Source organism: Candidatus Pelagibacter sp. HIMB1483 (assembly GCF_052048135.1).
In the GTDB taxonomy this organism is placed as follows: domain Bacteria; phylum Pseudomonadota; class Alphaproteobacteria; order Pelagibacterales; family Pelagibacteraceae; genus Pelagibacter.
Genome location: NZ_JBNAIM010000002.1, coordinates 619,525 through 636,692 on the forward strand (window position 1 = coordinate 619,525; position 17,168 = coordinate 636,692).

General features: G+C 27.6%; 15 protein-coding genes. All 15 read left to right on the forward strand.

Going from position 1 to position 17,168, the window contains the following annotated elements; all coding sequences use genetic code 11:
* Nucleotide 1: 1 nt before the first annotated feature.
* The 15 genes from nuoH to dnaE are packed head-to-tail and all read left to right on the forward strand — an operon-like array spanning nucleotide 2 to nucleotide 17,063.
* Nucleotides 2-1,000 (forward strand): NADH-quinone oxidoreductase subunit NuoH, encoded by a 999-nt coding sequence (nuoH, locus tag ACTTAV_RS03940; protein WP_440670351.1) that lies wholly within the window; start codon nucleotides 2-4, stop codon nucleotides 998-1,000.
* A complete protein-coding gene (gene nuoI / locus ACTTAV_RS03945) occupies nucleotides 1,001-1,486 on the forward strand; it encodes an NADH-quinone oxidoreductase subunit NuoI (RefSeq protein ID WP_440670353.1) in 486 nt (161 codons plus the stop codon).
* 3 nt (nucleotides 1,487-1,489) lie between these two features.
* Complete coding sequence (locus ACTTAV_RS03950) at nucleotides 1,490-2,119, forward strand: NADH-quinone oxidoreductase subunit J (protein WP_440670355.1); 630 nt, start codon at nucleotides 1,490-1,492, stop codon at nucleotides 2,117-2,119.
* Nucleotides 2,112-2,423 carry an NADH-quinone oxidoreductase subunit NuoK gene (nuoK, locus tag ACTTAV_RS03955; protein ID WP_440670357.1) on the forward strand — a complete coding sequence of 104 codons (312 nt, stop codon included), beginning with the start codon at nucleotides 2,112-2,114 and terminating at the stop codon, nucleotides 2,421-2,423. Before ACTTAV_RS03950 ends, nuoK begins: the two co-directional genes overlap by 8 nt.
* 1 nt (nucleotide 2,424) lies before the next feature.
* Nucleotides 2,425-4,338 carry an NADH-quinone oxidoreductase subunit L gene (gene nuoL, locus ACTTAV_RS03960; protein ID WP_440670359.1) on the forward strand — a complete coding sequence of 638 codons (1,914 nt, stop codon included), beginning with the start codon at nucleotides 2,425-2,427 and terminating at the stop codon, nucleotides 4,336-4,338.
* Nucleotides 4,338-5,822: an NADH-quinone oxidoreductase subunit M gene (locus tag ACTTAV_RS03965; RefSeq protein WP_440670361.1), complete on the forward strand. Its 1,485-nt coding sequence runs from the start codon at nucleotides 4,338-4,340 to the stop codon at nucleotides 5,820-5,822. Before nuoL ends, ACTTAV_RS03965 begins: the two co-directional genes overlap by 1 nt.
* Nucleotides 5,822-7,243 carry an NADH-quinone oxidoreductase subunit NuoN gene (gene nuoN, locus ACTTAV_RS03970; protein WP_440670362.1) on the forward strand — a complete coding sequence of 474 codons (1,422 nt, stop codon included), beginning with the start codon at nucleotides 5,822-5,824 and terminating at the stop codon, nucleotides 7,241-7,243. Before ACTTAV_RS03965 ends, nuoN begins: the two co-directional genes overlap by 1 nt.
* On the forward strand, nucleotides 7,240-7,776 hold the full coding sequence (locus tag ACTTAV_RS03975; protein ID WP_440670364.1) for a biotin--[acetyl-CoA-carboxylase] ligase: 537 nt from the start codon (nucleotides 7,240-7,242) through the stop codon (nucleotides 7,774-7,776). The genes nuoN and ACTTAV_RS03975 overlap by 4 nt, the downstream gene beginning before the upstream one ends.
* Nucleotides 7,777-8,514 carry a type III pantothenate kinase gene (locus ACTTAV_RS03980; RefSeq protein WP_440670366.1) on the forward strand — a complete coding sequence of 246 codons (738 nt, stop codon included), beginning with the start codon at nucleotides 7,777-7,779 and terminating at the stop codon, nucleotides 8,512-8,514. It begins immediately after the preceding gene.
* Between the two features lies 1 nt (nucleotide 8,515).
* Nucleotides 8,516-10,174 (forward strand): ribonuclease J, encoded by a 1,659-nt coding sequence (locus tag ACTTAV_RS03985; protein WP_440670367.1) that lies wholly within the window; start codon nucleotides 8,516-8,518, stop codon nucleotides 10,172-10,174.
* Nucleotides 10,174-10,419, forward strand: a complete 246-nt coding sequence (locus ACTTAV_RS03990; RefSeq protein WP_440670369.1) for a DUF1467 family protein — start codon at nucleotides 10,174-10,176, stop codon at nucleotides 10,417-10,419. Before ACTTAV_RS03985 ends, ACTTAV_RS03990 begins: the two co-directional genes overlap by 1 nt.
* A 1-nt stretch (nucleotide 10,420) precedes the next feature.
* Nucleotides 10,421-11,755 (forward strand): proline--tRNA ligase, encoded by a 1,335-nt coding sequence (gene proS, locus ACTTAV_RS03995; RefSeq protein ID WP_440670371.1) that lies wholly within the window; start codon nucleotides 10,421-10,423, stop codon nucleotides 11,753-11,755.
* On the forward strand, nucleotides 11,752-12,984 hold the full coding sequence (locus ACTTAV_RS04000) for a lipoprotein-releasing ABC transporter permease subunit (RefSeq protein ID WP_440670373.1): 1,233 nt from the start codon (nucleotides 11,752-11,754) through the stop codon (nucleotides 12,982-12,984). Before proS ends, ACTTAV_RS04000 begins: the two co-directional genes overlap by 4 nt.
* Nucleotides 12,977-13,654 (forward strand): ABC transporter ATP-binding protein, encoded by a 678-nt coding sequence (locus tag ACTTAV_RS04005; RefSeq protein WP_440670375.1) that lies wholly within the window; start codon nucleotides 12,977-12,979, stop codon nucleotides 13,652-13,654. Before ACTTAV_RS04000 ends, ACTTAV_RS04005 begins: the two co-directional genes overlap by 8 nt.
* Nucleotides 13,647-17,063, forward strand: a complete 3,417-nt coding sequence (gene dnaE, locus ACTTAV_RS04010) for a DNA polymerase III subunit alpha (RefSeq protein WP_440670376.1) — start codon at nucleotides 13,647-13,649, stop codon at nucleotides 17,061-17,063. The genes ACTTAV_RS04005 and dnaE overlap by 8 nt, the downstream gene beginning before the upstream one ends.
* Nucleotides 17,064-17,168 lie beyond the last annotated feature (105 nt).

The following is a 17,168-nucleotide window of genomic DNA, read 5'->3' on the forward strand; positions in this document are numbered from 1 at the left end:
AATGGAATATTTAAATATTATTTTTCAAGAAACATACAAGATTTTATTTTTACTCGTTCCTGTTTTAGTTTCTGTTGCAATGATTGTTTGGTTGGATCGTAGAGTTTGGGCTTTTGTTCAAAAAAGACAAGGTCCAAATGTTGTTGGCCCATTTGGGTTATTACAATCCCTTGCGGATGCACTTAAATATATTTTTAAAGAAATAATTATTCCTGCTAGTTCAAATAAAATAATTTTTATTCTCGCGCCAATTATCACTATGACATTAGCTCTAGTAGCTTGGGCAGTAATTCCCTTTGGTGTTGATCAAGTACTAGCTGATATTAATGTTGGAATATTATATATTTTTGCAGTTTCATCACTAGGAGTTTATGGAATAATCATGGGTGGATGGGCATCGAATTCAAAATATCCTTTTCTAGGATCAATTAGATCAGCAGCACAAATGGTATCTTATGAGGTTTCAATTGGAATTATCATTATTAATGTTTTGTTATGTGTGGGATCATTAAATTTAAATGATATTGTAATTGCTCAAAGAAATATGTGGTTTGTAATACCATTATTTCCAATGTTTGTAATTTTTTTTATATCTGCATTAGCCGAAACAAATAGACCACCTTTTGATTTACCTGAAGCTGAAGCTGAACTTGTAGCAGGTTATCAAACAGAATATTCAGGAATGATGTATGCAATGTTTTGGTTAGGAGAATATGCAAATATTTTACTAATGTGCGCCCTTGGTTCAATACTTTTTCTAGGTGGTTGGTTATCACCAATCGATCTTTATCCTTTTAATTTAATACCAGGTGCACTTTGGTTAATTATTAAAATTTTATTATTGTTTATTCTTTTTGCCTTAGTTAAGGCGATTGTTCCAAGGTATAGATATGATCAGCTAATGAGATTAGGTTGGAAAATATTTTTACCATTATCTTTAACTTATGTTGTTTTGACAGCAAGTTATCTTTTTTATTTTAACCTCTTACCAACAATTTAAATGAAAATTACTAGATTTCTTAAAACTATATTGATGACAGACTTCATAGCAGGACTTTTTATTGCAATAAAAGAGTTATTTAAATCAAAAAAAACAATAAATTATCCGTTTGAAAAAGGTAAAATAAGTCCAAGATTTAGAGGAGAACATGCGCTTAGAAGATATCCAAATGGAGAGGAAAGATGTATAGCTTGTAAATTATGTGAAGCTGTTTGTCCAGCGCAAGCAATTACAATTGAGTCAGCACAAAGATCTGATGGAAGTAGAAAAACCACTCGTTACGATATAGACATGATGAAATGTATTTATTGTGGTTTATGCGAAGAGTCTTGTCCTGTAGATGCAATAGTGCAAGGACCTAATTTTGAATTTTCTACAGAGACTCGTGAAGAACTTTATTATACAAAAGAAAAACTTCTTGATAATGGAGACAGGTGGGAAAATATTTTAGCCGCAAATATTAAAACTGATAATCCATATAGATAATTTATGATAGCACACGCAATATTTTTTTATGTATTCTCAATAATTGCTGTTGTTTCTGCAATTATGGTAACAGTTTCTAAAAACACAGTTCATTCTGTCTTTTTTTTAATTCTTGATTTTATAAGCATATCCTGTCTTTTCATTATGATTGGTGCTGAATTTTTGGGCATGATAATGTTAATTGTTTATGTTGGTGCTGTAGCAGTATTATTTTTATTTGTTGTAATGATGTTGAACGTTGCTCAACAAAAAAATCAATGGTTTATTTCAGAGGAAAACTCAGGACATATACCTGTGGGATTATTGATTAGTACAATTATTTTTTTTGAACTAATAATTGTTATAGGTGGTTGGAAATATAAACCTGATTTATTTAAAGCTAGCAGTATTGTCACTAATGAAATTAGCAATACTCATTCTCTAGGACAAGTTCTATACACTGATTATATTCATATATTTCAAATAAGTGGAATGATTTTGCTTATTGCAATGATAGGAGCAATTGTACTTACATTTAGACAAAGAGAAGGAGTCAAAAAACAAAGTTATTTAAAACAAATTTCAAGAGAAAGATCTGAGGGAGTAGAAGTATTAGAGGTTGCTTCTAATAAGGGAGTCAAAATAGATGACTGAGATAGGTTTAGGACATTATCTGACATTAGGTGCTGTTATTTTTAGTATTGGAATAATAGGAATCTTTTTAAATCGAAAAAATATTATTGTAATTTTAATGAGCATAGAACTAATATTGTTGGCAGTTAATATTAATTTGGTATCTTTCTCTATCTATTTAGGCGATTTATCTGGGCAAGTATTTACATTATTTATTCTAACAGTTGCTGCAGCTGAGGCTGCAATAGGGTTAGCAATAATTGTTGTTTACTATAGGAATTCTGGAACAATACGTGTTGAGGAAATAGATAAATTGAAGGGATAAAATGGAAATTTCAATTATTACATTGCCTTTAATAGCTTCAATTATCTCAGGTTTTTTTGGAAAATTTATTGGAGATAGAAATTCTGAAATTGTTACAAGTTTACTGGTTTCAATATCAGCGGTACTTTCTGCGTTGGTTTTATACGAAGTAATATTTAATCAATATCAAGATAATATAGTTATTGCCACTTGGATTAATTCTGGATCTTTGGATGTTAATTGGTCTATGAAAATTGATGCTTTGTCAGCAGTGATGCTGGTAGTTGTCACATCAGTTTCAGCTTTAGTCCATATCTATTCAATTGGATATATGTCTCATGATCCACACAAACCTAGATTTATGGCTTATTTATCATTGTTTACTTTTGCAATGTTAATGTTGGTAACTTCTGACAATTTTATACAACTATTTTTTGGTTGGGAAGGGGTAGGTCTTTGCTCCTATTTTTTGATTGGTTTTTGGTTTAAAAAAGAAACAGCTAATGCAGCCGCAATCAAAGCATTTGTAGTAAATAGAGTTGGAGATTTTGGTTTTGCTTTAGGAATATTTTTAATTTTTTATTTATTTGGAACTGTCAATTATTCTGGAGTTTTTGAGCAAATCCCATCAATTAAAGATAAAGAGTTAGTTTTTTTAGGCATTGAAATAAATGCAATAAATTTAATTTGTATACTTTTATTTATTGGAGCAATGGGAAAATCTGCGCAAATTTTACTGCACACTTGGTTGCCAGATGCTATGGAAGGTCCTACACCGGTCTCAGCCCTAATACACGCAGCAACTATGGTGACAGCGGGTGTTTTTTTAGTTGTAAGATGTTCTCCAATTTATGAGTATTCAGAATTAGCATTAAATATCATTACTATTGTTGGTATGTGTACAGCTTTCTTTGCTGCATCTGTAGCTTTAGTTCAAAATGATATAAAAAAAATAATTGCCTATTCAACTTGTAGTCAATTAGGTTATATGTTTTTTGCAGCTGGAGTAGGTGCATATAATGTGGCAATGTTTCATTTATTTACCCATGCTTTTTTTAAAGCTTTATTATTCTTAGGATCTGGATCAGTTATCCATGCATTTAAAGATGAACAAAATATAAATAATATGGGTGGTGTATGGAAAAAGCTTCCCTATACCTACGCATTAATGATTATAGGAACCTTAGCTTTAACTGGATTTCCTTTATTGTCTGGTTTTTACTCTAAAGATGCAATTATTGAGTTTGCATATTTAAGAGGAAATACAACAGGTTTTTATGCAGCTGGTATTGGAATTTTTACAGCTTTTCTTACTTCAATATATTCTTGGAGACTAATGTTTAAAACTTTTCATGGCGAGTATAATAACAAAAATATCAAAATAGAGGAAACTCACGAGTCTCCTCTAGTGATGTTAATACCTTTAATCTTTCTCTCAATTGGAGCAGTATTTGCCGGTTTTGTTTTTAAAGAATTATTTATTAGTTATGAGTCGGCTAATAATTTTTGGAAAGACTCAATCTTTTTTTTGGAGCCTTTAAGTAGTGATCATCCACCATTTTGGTTTTTAATTTTAACTCCAACTTTAGTAATTTTATCAATTCCAATTGCTTATTATTTATTTGTTAAGAATAAAAAATTACCTGAACAAATAGTGTTAATTAATAAACCTTTATATAATTTTTTATTAAACAAATGGTATTTTGATGAGCTTTATGATGTTTTATTTGTGAGATCATCAAAAAAAATAGGATTATTTTTGTGGAAGTTTTTTGATTTGAAAATAATTGATGGATTTGGTCCTGACGGCATTTCAGCAATCATTAAAAAATTTTCTATTAAAGCCAATAAATTTCAAAGTGGGTTTATTTATCAATATGCATTTGTAATGCTTCTTGGATTTTCTGCTCTATTAACCTTTTTAATTGTTAAATAATGAATTTTCCTATTCTTTCATCTTTAATTTTACTTCCAACTATTGGCTCTTTATTTATATTTTTCACTAGAAGTAGTAAAAAAAATAACAACACAGTTAAATATGTTGCTTTATTTACTTCATTTGTAAATTTCTTTTTGTCTATTTATTTATGGACCTTATTTGATCAAACAACTTCTGAATTTCAATTTGTTGAGGATAGAGTCTGGATTGAAAATTTTATTAATTATAAAGTTGGCGTTGATGGAATATCAATTTTATTTATTTTATTAACAACATTTATTACACCTCTTTGCGTTTTATCAATTAATAATTCTATAAAAAATAGATTAAGCGAGTTTCTTATAGCGGTATTAATAATGGAATCTTTTATGATTGGAGTTTTTTGTTCTTTAGATCTTGTTATATTTTATTTATTTTTTGAAGCTGGTTTAATTCCAATGTTTTTAATCATAGGGATTTGGGGTGGAACAAGAAGAGTATATTCTGCATTTAAATTCTTTTTATATACCTTGTTAGGATCAGTATTGATGTTAGTTGCAATAATCTCAATATACTGGATAACAGGCACAACAGATGTAGTACAGCTATATGAAATAGGTATAGATGTTAAATATCAAAATCTTCTATGGCTAGCTTTTTTTAGTTCATTTGCTGTAAAAACACCGATGTGGCCAGTTCATACTTGGTTGCCTGATGCTCATGTTGAAGCGCCAACAGCTGGCTCTGTTTTATTAGCAGCAATTTTATTAAAAATGGCAGGCTATGGTTTTATAAGATTTTCTTTAGGTTTATTCCCTGATGCTTCAGAGGTTTTTACACCTTTAATTTATTTATTAAGTGTTATCGCAATTATTTTTACTTCCTTTATTGCTTTAATGCAGGAAGATATGAAAAAATTAATTGCTTATTCATCTGTAGCACATATGGGATTTGTCACATTAGGAATTTTTACACTTCAACAACAAGGTATTGAAGGAAGTATTATTCAAATGATAAGTCATGGCCTTGTTTCGGCAGCACTTTTCTTATGTGTTGGTGTTGTTTATGATAGAATGCATTCTAGATTGATTAATACATACGGAGGGATTGTAAGTATAGTTCCTAAATACTCAGTATTATTCATGTTATTCACTTTGGCAGCTTTAGGTCTTCCTGGTACAAGTGGTTTTGTTGGTGAATTTTTAATCTTAATGGCAGCATTTAAAGATAATTTTTTAGTGGCTGTTATTGCAAGCTTAGGTGTAATCATTGGTGCAGCATATATGTTATGGTTATATAAAAGAGTAGTGTTTGGAAAATTAGTAAATAGTGATTTAAAACAAATGATTGATTTAAACAAATCAGAATTATTTATTTTATGTTGTTTAGCTATACCTACCTTATTTTTTGGTTTTTACCCAGATCCTTTAATAAATACAATTGAAGTATCAATTTCAGATTTAATTGAAACGTATAATTATAAACTTGTGAGTAAATTTTAATGGAAAATTTGCAACTGGTATTTCCAGAAATTTTTTTGTCGTTATCTATAATGTTTTTATTGATATTAGGAGTATTTAAAAAAAATAGCTCAATAATTATTCAAAATATCTCTTTAATTATTTTATTAATTACAGCTGTAATTACATTTAACGAAACAATAAGTATTAGTGAAGTAAAACTATTTAATAATAGTTTGATAATTGATTATCTATCATCATTTATGAAGATAATAACTTTATTAGCTGCTTTCTTAGTTTTAATAATTTCTTCAACCTATCTTAAAACATTCAAGATTTTTAAAATTGAATATCCCATACTAATTTTGAGCTCAGTTTTGGGTATGATGATAATGATAAGTTCTAACGATTTAATTGTATTTTATATGGGACTAGAGCTTCAATCGTTAGCTTTATATGTTTTGGCAACATTCAATAGAGATAATATTAAATCTTCAGAAGCAGGATTAAAATACTTTGTTTTAAGCGCTTTATCATCAGGTTTATTATTGTATGGATGTTCGTTAATATATGGTTTTACTGGATCAACTAATTTTGATGTAATTGCTACCCAATTAAACTCAAACGAATATGCTTTAACATTCGGCATTGTTTTTATATTGGTCGGTTTAGCATTTAAAATTTCAGCTGTTCCATTTCATATGTGGGCACCTGATGTATATGAAGGATCACCAACTTCAGTAACATTGTTTTTTACTATGGTTCCTAAAATAGCAGCATTATCAGTTTTTATAAGATTTTTATATGTTCCTTTTTTAAATTTAATTGAACAGTGGCAAATGATTTTAATTTTTTTATCGATTGCCTCAATGCTTTTTGGAGCTGTCGCAGCGATAGGACAAACTAACTTAAAAAGATTAGTAGCATATAGCTCAATAGGTCATGTTGGATATGCCTTGGCAGGATTAGCAACAGGATCTAATGATGGAATACAAAGTTCAGTAATTTATATAACGATTTATATATTGATGAATCTTGGACTTTTTTCATGTTTATTAATGATGAAACGAAAAGATGAATACTACGAAAATATTGATGATTTATCTGGATTATCAAAAAATCATCCAATGTTGTCTTTATCATTATTAATTATTCTTTTTTCTTTAGCAGGAATTCCTCCCCTTGCTGGTTTTTTTGCTAAATTTTATGTTTTTAAATCAGTTATTGAACAATCAATGTATTTTTTAGCTGTGGTGGGTTTATTATCAACCGTAATTGCAGCATTTTATTATTTAAGACTAATTAAGATAATGTATTTTGATGAAGAAAAGGAAAAATATGATACAGACCATAGTGTTTGGTTAAAATTTTCTCTTGCAGCTTCTACACTGTTAATTTTGATATACTTTATATTCCCGAGTCAATTAATTGAAGTAGTTTCAAGAATTAACATAATTCAATGAAACTAAAACAATTTAATTTTAAAAAAGTAAAAAGTACAAATCAAACTGCTATTAGATTAATTAAGTCCTCAAAAAATGAATTTGGCTTAATTGTTTCAGAGTCACAATCAAATGGAAAAGGTCAATATGGAAGAAAATGGATTTCTTATAAAGGAAATGTATTTTTATCTTTTTTTTACAAATTAGAAAATATTAAATTATCGTTAAGTTCGTTAACTAAAATAAACTGTTTTTTAGTTAAAGAGATTATATCGAAATATTATAAAAAAAAGATTACTTTTAAATCACCTAATGATTTATTAATTAATAAAAAAAAAATCTGTGGAATCTTACAGGAAAAAATTGAAAAATCTAAAAAGCAATATTTTGTTGTTGGAGTTGGACTTAATTTGATCAAAAGTCCTATTATACCAAATTATCCTACTACTAATTTGTTTGAAATTACAAATCAAAAGATAAATAAGAAAAAATTCGTGAAAGAACTTAAAATAACTTTTGAGAAATTTTTATCAAAGTACTATAAAGCCAGCTAAATGATTATTTTGGGCGATATAGGAAATACTGAAACAAAAATTTGTTTAGTAAAAAATAATAAGATTATCAAAAAAATACTTATTCCAACAAACGGAAAAAAAATACATATTTTAAATAAACATTTTAAAAGATTTAATTTTGCTAAATTAAAAAAAATATTATTTTGTAGTGTTGTTCCATCTTCTTATAAAGAATTAAAAAACTATTTTAAAAAAAAAACATCAATAAAATGTTTTGAATTAAAAGAATTAAATTTAAGATATTTTTTAAAAATAGGTGTTAATTACAAACAGGTAGGATCTGATAGATTGGCAAATGCAATCTGTGTTTCTGCAAAAAATAAAAATTTTATTATTTTAGATTTTGGTACAGCTACTACTTTTGATGTTTTGATAGGAAAAGATTATAAAGGTGGAATTATTTCTCCTGGTATCAATATTTCACTAAACACACTTTCTGATAAAGCATCCTTAATTCCTAAAATTAATTTAAAAAAAATGTCTAAAGTTATTGGCAAAGATACAAAATCAGCTGTGAGATCTGGTTTTTTTTGGGGTTATGCTGGATTGATTGACAATATTATAAATTTAATTAAGAAAGAAACAAAAAAACCATTTAAAGTAGTTATTACAGGTGGTTTTTCAAAATTATTTAAAAACTCAATTAAAACAAAAGTAAAACAAGATTTAGATATAACAATTAATGGTCTTCTTAAAGCTTCAAAACTTATAAAATAATATGAAAGATGAATTTTTATTTTGCCCTTTAGGTGGCTCTGGTGAAATTGGGATGAATATGAATTTATTTGCCTATGGACAACCAGGCGATCATAAATGGATTATGGTCGATATTGGAGTAACTTTTGCGGATGATACTATTCCAGGGATTGATTTGATTTATCCTGATCCTGGATTTATTCAAGAAAGAAAAGAAAATTTATTAGGTATAATTCTAACACATGCCCATGAAGATCACATAGGTGCTGTTGCTCATCTTTGGCCTAAGTTAGGTTGCAAAATTTATGCCACACCTTTTACAGCAGTATTAATTAAAGAAAAATTCAAAGAAAAACATATCGATATTACAAAAGATTTACAAATTGTTGAACTTAATGGAAAAGTAAAATTAGATCCTTTTGAAATTGAATATATTACTTTAACACATTCAATATTAGAACCTAATGGTCTCAAAATTCAAACACCGGCAGGAGTTGTATTACATACTGGTGATTGGAAGGTAGATCCAAATCCATTAATTGGAGATAAAATTAATTCAAAAAGATTAAAAGAAATTGGTGATGAAGGAGTTCTAGCAATGATATGTGACTCTACTAATGTTTTTAGTGCAGGTAGATCAGGATCTGAATTAGATGTAAGAAAAAATATGCTCAATATTATGAGTAGATTAAAAAAAAGAATAGTAATTACATCATTTGCATCAAATGTAGCTAGAATGGAGTCAGTTTTTTATTGTGCTGAAAAAACTGGAAGACAAATTTCTTTAGTTGGTAGATCTATGCACAGAATATATAAAGCTGCTAGACAATGTGGATATCTTCAAAATACAATTGATCCTATAGACCCAAGAGAAGCAAAAAATATTTCTAGAGAAAAAATAGTTTATCTTTGCACTGGAAGCCAAGGAGAGCCTATGGGTGCTATGATGCGAATTTCTAACTATACACATCCAGATGTATTTATTGAAAAAAATGATGCAGTTATATTTTCTTCTAAAATCATACCAGGAAATGAAAAGAAACTTTATAAACTCCATAATCAATTAGTAAAAGATGGAATTGAAGTTATTTCAGAGGAAAGTGAATTTATTCATGTTTCAGGGCACCCGAATAGAGAAGATCTGAAAGATATGTATAATTGGGTTAAACCAAAATGTGTAATACCAGTTCATGGTGAACATAGACATATGATAGAGCATGTAAACTTTGCAAAAGAAATGCAAGTGCCTTATCCAGTTCAAGTAGAAAATGGTGATATTGTTAAATTAGCACCTGGGCATTATCCTGAAGTTTATGACAAAGCACCGAGTGGTAGATTATATCTTGATGGGAATATAAGTGTAGAAGAGAATTCTCAATCAATAAAAGATAGGAAAAATTTAAGTGCAAATGGCTATTTAGAAGTTACAATTTTAATTACATCCAAAGGTAATATCCACAATAATCCAATAATAACTTTTAGAGGTTTGCCTGTTTATGAAACTGATGAGTTTATTTATGGACTTGAAGAGGAGATAGAAAAAACAACTAAAACTTTTAAACTAGGTAACAAAAGTCAAGAACACAATCTTATTGATGCTTTGAAAATAGCTTTAAGAAAATTTACTAAAGAAAAAACTGGTAAAAAACCTTTCACCAACATCAACTTAGTTAAGATTTAATGAGTATTACCGGTTTAGCAATAATTTATATAATTATTTGGTGGATTGTTTTTTTTGCAATATTACCTATCGATGTAGATAGAATTAAGATCAAAAAGATTGAAGGTGAAGATTCAGGTTCTCCAGAAAATCCTAAAATGCCAAAAAAGTTCATTTATTGTACAGGAATTACAACTATTTTGTTCATTGCAATTTATTTGTTAATGAAGTTTGAATATTTGAACTTAAGAAATATAATCAGTTAACATGTATATTTCAAAATCTTTTATCCCAATTTTAAAAAATAACCCATCAGAGGCTAAAATTAAATCTCATCAATTAATGTTAAGAGTTGGCATGATTAAGCAATCTTCTGCAGGTATTTATTCATGGTTACCACTTGGTTTTAAAGTAATGAAAAAAATTGAAAAAATAGTTAGAGAAGAACAAAATAAAATTGGGGTCCAAGAAATATTAATGCCAACAATTCAATCTAGCGAAATATGGAAAGAAAGTGGAAGATATGAAGATTATGGCGAGGAAATGTTAAGAATAAAAGATCGGCAAGATCGTGAAATGCTTTATGGGCCAACAAACGAAGAACTAGTAACAGATATATTTAGATCTTCGATTAAATCTTATAAATCTTTGCCACAACTTTTGTACCATATTCAATGGAAATTCAGAGATGAGATAAGGCCAAGATTTGGAATTATGAGATGCAGAGAATTTTATATGAAAGACGCATATTCATTTGACATATCAGATGAGGAAGCTCAATTTTCTTATAATAAATTTTTCTTATCTTATCTAAAAACTTTCAATAGATTAGATTTAACAGCTATACCAATGGCAGCAGATACTGGTCCAATTGGTGGAAATCTCTCTCATGAATTTATTATATTAGCCGAAACAGGAGAGAGTAAAATTTTTACTGATAAAAGAATTTTTGATTTAACTACTGAAGATACAAAATTAGAAAAAAAATCATTAGAAAATATGAGGAAGAAATTTGAAGAATATTATTCTGTGACTGATGAAAAATTTAATAAAGAAGAATTTGAAAATAAAGTGACAGAACAAAATAGATTGATAACCAAAGGTATTGAGGTAGGACATATTTTTTATTTTGGTGACAAGTATTCTAAACCAATGGGAGCATCAGTTGATTTACCAGGAGGGAAAAAAGATTTTGTTAAAATGGGCTCATATGGAATAGGAGTCTCAAGGCTTGTTGGTGCAATAATTGAGGCAAAATATGATGAAAAAAATGAAGTCATGAAATGGCCAATTTCAGTTGCACCATATGAAGTAGGAATTATTCCAATGATAAATAAAAATGATATCTCAGCACTTGAAAAAGCAAATAACATTAATTTGGAACTTAACAAAAATAATATCGATTCAATAATAGATGATACCGACGAAAATTTTTCATCAAAAATAAAAAAGATGAATTTAATTGGTGCCCCATATCAAATTATCATCGGTAAGCAAACAGATGGTGATTTAATAGAATTTAAAGAAGTTGGGAAAGATTCCAAAAAGCTTAAATTGAATGATATTATTAATCTAATTTCTGAACAAAAAGAAAAAAATTGATATCTACACTAGAAAAAGAGATTACATTTAGATTTCTTAAAGCCAGAAAAAAAGATGGTTTTTTGAATATCATTTCAATCTTTTCATTTATTGGAATAAGTTTGGGAGTAGCAGTTTTAATAATTGTTATGTCTGTAATGAATGGATTCAGATCTGAGTTAATAAATAAAATTGTAGGTTTTAATGCACATATTACAGTAAAACCTTATGAAAAAGAAATTGTTATTGATGATTTAAGTAAAACAAATCTTAATTTCATTTCAAATGATTTAATTTTAAGCAATTCAGGAGAAGCAGTAATAATTCAGAAAAATATTTCTAAAGGAATTGTTTTAAGAGGATATTCTAAAAATGATTTTTCAAAATTAAAAATAATTAAAGATAAAACTTTTATAGGCAATAGAAATAATCTAACAAAAAATTTCATATCTATTGGAAAAGAATTAAGTTTCACACTTGGACTTAAAATAGGTGATAATATTACGATAATGTCATCATCAGGAGTTGAAACAATTATTGGTAATTTGCCTAAAAAGAAAACATTTACTGTAATTTCATTTTTTGAAAGTGGGTTAGCTGATTTTGACAATAATATTGCTTTTATTAATCTAGAAACATTAGATGAATTTTTTAATTTAGATAAAAAAGACAGAAATCTAGAAATTTATTTAAAGAATCCTCAAAACATAGAAAATCAAAAATTTATTGTTCAGCAAATATTTCCTAATGAATTTGTATATAGTTGGGCTGATACCAATAGCTCATTATTTTCAGCTCTTAAAGTAGAAAGAAATGTAATGTTTATAATATTGTCTTTAATTATAATTGTTGCAGCATTTAATATTATTTCAGGTTTAACTATATTAGTTAAAAACAAAACACGCGATATAGCCATTTTAAAATCAATTGGTGTCTTAAATAAATCTATAATCAAAATATTTTTTTTAGTAGGTGTTATTATTGGAACTTCTGCTACAATTTTTGGTATATTATTAGGTGTAGTTTTTTCAATGTATGTTGAAAATTTTAGACAATTTTTAAGTAACGTATTTGATATTAGCTTATTTCCAGAAGAAATTTATTTTTTAAGCACAATGCCTTCAGAAATCAATATATCTTCAATATTTATAATATCTTTATGTTCAATATTAATAACAATAATCGTTTCTATATTTCCAGCTTTAAAAGCTGCAAAATTAGATCCTGTTAAATTACTTAAATATGAATAATTTAATTCAACTTTCAAACTTAAATAAAACTTTTGTTACTGAAAAAAAAATAAATGTTTTAAAAAAAATTAACTACAAATTCAAAAAAGGTAAAATTTATTCTCTTATGGGGCCATCTGGTTCGGGTAAATCAACTCTTTTAAATTTATTATCATTAATTGATCGTCCATCATCTGGTTCAATTTCAATTGAAAACAACAATATAGATTTTAAAAATTCTAAAAAAAATGATCTTTTAAGAGCAAAAAAAATTGGGATAATTTATCAACAAGATAATTTACTTTCAGATTTTACAGCAATAGAAAATATATATTTAGCAAATCTAGCTGCTGGAAATGATAAAGAGTCTTCTATAGCTAAATCTAAAATTTTATTACGTAAAGTTGGTCTTAGTAGTAGAGCAAATCATTATCCATCACAATTATCAGGAGGAGAAAAACAAAGAGTTTCTATAGCTAGGGCATTGATTAATGACCCTCAAATTATTTTAGCCGATGAGCCAACTGGTAGTTTAGATTTAGAAACTGCAAAAGGTGTTTTTGAAATCTTAAAAAAACAAATAAATCCAAATAGATTAATTATATTTGCAACTCATAATAGATTTTTTGCAGATAAGTCAGATTGCTTATTGGAAATAGTTAATGGTAGTATAAAAACCATTAATGGCTGAGTCTAAAATTCAAAATTTTAATCATTTAAAAATTCATTCTCAATATTCAATTTGTGAAGGAGCAATTAAAATTGATGATTTAAAAGAATTTTCTAAAGAAAATAAAATTAGATCTTTAGCTCTTTGTGATACATCTAATTTGTGTGGAGCACTAGAGTTTGCTGAAAAAATATCAAAAGCAGGAACTCAACCAATCATTGGAACCCAGATTAATTTTAAATTTGAAGACACAACAGGTCTTTTACCTTTATTTGCATTAAATGAAGATGGCTATAAAAGGATTATTGAATTATCTTCTTTATCATATCTTAAAAACGACCAATCTACAGATCCACATTTAAGCATTGATGAATTATTTGAAAAAACAGAAGGCGTTGCTCTATTTTCAGGCACTGTTAATGGATTATTTGGTCAGTTATTTGATAAAGGAAAATTTACTGAAATTACAAATCTATATAAAAAATTAAAGTCAAAATATGATGACAGATTTTATATTGAAATTCAGAGACACGGAGATCAAAATGAAGTCACTTTTGAAAAATTTAATTTATCTCAGTCTTTAAAATTAGAAATACCAATTATAGCTACTAATGAAGTTTTTTATTTAAACAAAGATATGCACGAAGCTCATGATGCATTAATTTGTATTAAAAACAAAACTTATGTAAATGAAAAAAACAGAATACGATTTTCAAATCAACATTATTTAAAAAATAATTCTGAAATGTTGGAATTATTTTTTGATTTACCTGAAGCATTAGAAAATAATTATAATTTTATATTTCGCTGCAATTTTAGACCCTTATACTCAAAACCTATACTACCAAATATAAGTTCTGACAAAGATGGTAACGCTGATGAAATTTTAAAAAAAAATTCTTTTGAAGGTCTAAAAGAAAAATTCAATTCTCATTTTGGTGTAAGCGAAATTGAATTCTCTAATAATCAAAAATATTTAGAGTATAAAGATAGATTAGAACATGAACTTAACATTATTATTGAGATGAAATATGCCAGTTATTTTCTAATTGTATCTGATTATATTAAGTGGGCAAAAAAAAATGATATACCAGTTGGACCCGGCAGAGGATCTGGTGCTGGATCGCTAGTAGCTTGGTGTCTTTCTATTACAGATGTTGATCCAATTAAATTTAATTTAATATTTGAAAGATTTCTGAATCCAGACCGTATTTCAATGCCAGATTTTGATATTGATTTTTGTGAAGAAAAAAGAGATTTAGTATTTAAGTATTTGACCAGTAAATACCAAGATAGTGTTGCACACATTATAACTTTTGGGAAATTAAAAGCTAGAATGGTCATAAGAGATGTAGGTAGGGTTTTAGGATTAGCTTATGGATTTGTTGACGCTATATCTAAAATGATCCCCTTTGATCCTTCGAGACCTCAAAGTTTAACAGAATGTATTGCTGGAGAACCAAGACTTCAAAAATTAATTAATGAAGATCCTCGAGTTAAAAAACTTACAGATCTCTCATTAAAATTAGAAGGTTTAAATCGAAATGTTGCTACTCATGCAGCAGGTGTTGTTATAGCTGATAGAAAACTCACCGATTTTATTCCGTTATATAAAGATGCCACAGCAGATTTATTATTACCATCAACACAATTTGATATGTACTCAGCAGAAAATGCAGGTTTAATTAAATTTGATTTTTTAGGATTAAAAACTTTAACTGTTATAAACAATACTCAGAAACTTATAAGAGAAAATAAAAAAGACTTTAATATTGAAAATATTAATTTTCAGGATCAAAAAGTTTTTGATCTATTATCATCTGGCAAAACAGTTGGTTTATTCCAAATTGAAAGTTCTGGAATGAGAGAGGCATTAACTCAAATGAAACCCAACCATATTGAAGATATTATTGCTTTGGTAGCTTTATATAGACCAGGTCCTATGAGTAATATTCCAACTTACAATGATTGTAAGCATGGAAGACAAGAGCCTGATTATCTTCATCCTTTATTAGAAGATATTTTAAAACCAACCTATGGAGTTATTATTTATCAAGAACAGGTAATGCAAATTGCTCAAAAGTTATCTGGTTTTACAGCCGGACAGGCAGATATTTTAAGACGTGCAATGGGTAAAAAAAAAAGGGCAGAGTTAGAAAAACAAAAACAAAATTTTATAGCAGGAGCCGTTAAAAATGGTATCAGCAAAGAAAAAGCAGCAGGAATATTTTTAAAAATCGAACCTTTTGCTGAATATGGATTTAATAAAAGTCATGCTGCAGCTTATGCTATAATTTCTTATCAAACAGCATTTTTAAAAACATATTATCCAAAAGAATTTATTGCAGCATCAATGACCATGGATATATCTAATCAAAACAAATTAGGTGAATTTTATGAGGAATTGAAAAGATTAAAAGTTAATGTCATAAGACCTGATATAAATGAATGTTTTGCAGAGTTTAGAACTGAAAATAATAAATTTTATTATGCTCTAGGAGGCATTAAGGCAGTTGGATATGAAGCGGTTTCAAATATTGTAAAAGAAAGATTGAAAAATGGTAAATTTAAGTCTCTTACAGATTTCTTGAGTCGTGTAAATCCAAAAGATATAAATAAATTACAATTAGAGGGATTAGTTAAAGCAGGAGCTTTTGATAGTTTGAATATCAATAGACAATCTTTATTTAATTCAATACCAGGATTTATAACTAAATCAAAAAATAATTTTGAAAATAAATCAGCTAATCAAATTGATTTATTTGGTGATAATATAAATGAAGAAAATGAAATAACTTTAGACATCAAAGACTGGGAATTTGAAGAAAGACTTTCGAAAGAATTTGAAGCTGTTGGCTTTTTTATTTCAGATCATCCATTAAATCAATTTAAAGATATATTTGAAGATTATAACATCAATAACTATTCAACTTTTAATAATAATGACGATCTAAAAGAAACTAATATAGCAGCAACATTATTAAAAATTCAGGAAAGAAAAACTGCAAAAGGCAATTCTTATGCTGTTTTAAAATTAACAGATTTATCAAGTGTATTTGAGTTATTTATTTTTTCAGACACTTTAGATTTAAATCGTGGGATTTTAAAAGAAGGGAGCTCTCTTATTTTGACATTAGTTAAATCAATTTCAGAATCTGAAAATAGATTTAAAAGAATTAATGTTCAAAAAATAGTATCTTTAAAAGACTTGTTGAACAAACCTATTCAAGAAGTTACACTTAATCTTAAATCATCTAAAGAAATAGACGAAATATCAAAATTTTTACCTGAAAAAGGAAATACTATTATCAAAATAAAGATTAGTGACAAAAATAATGATTATAGTTTCCAACTCAAAAATAAGAGATATATTGATCGAAAAACCATAAATCTCTTAAGAAATAAGGAAATATCTGCAATTATAAGTTAATTTATGCTTGTTAATTTGTAGAAATCTTTGTAAATAATCCTCAATTTTAAATTAACACGCACACAGTTGTTGGTTTTATACCTCCGGTCCTTAATTGGAAATTAC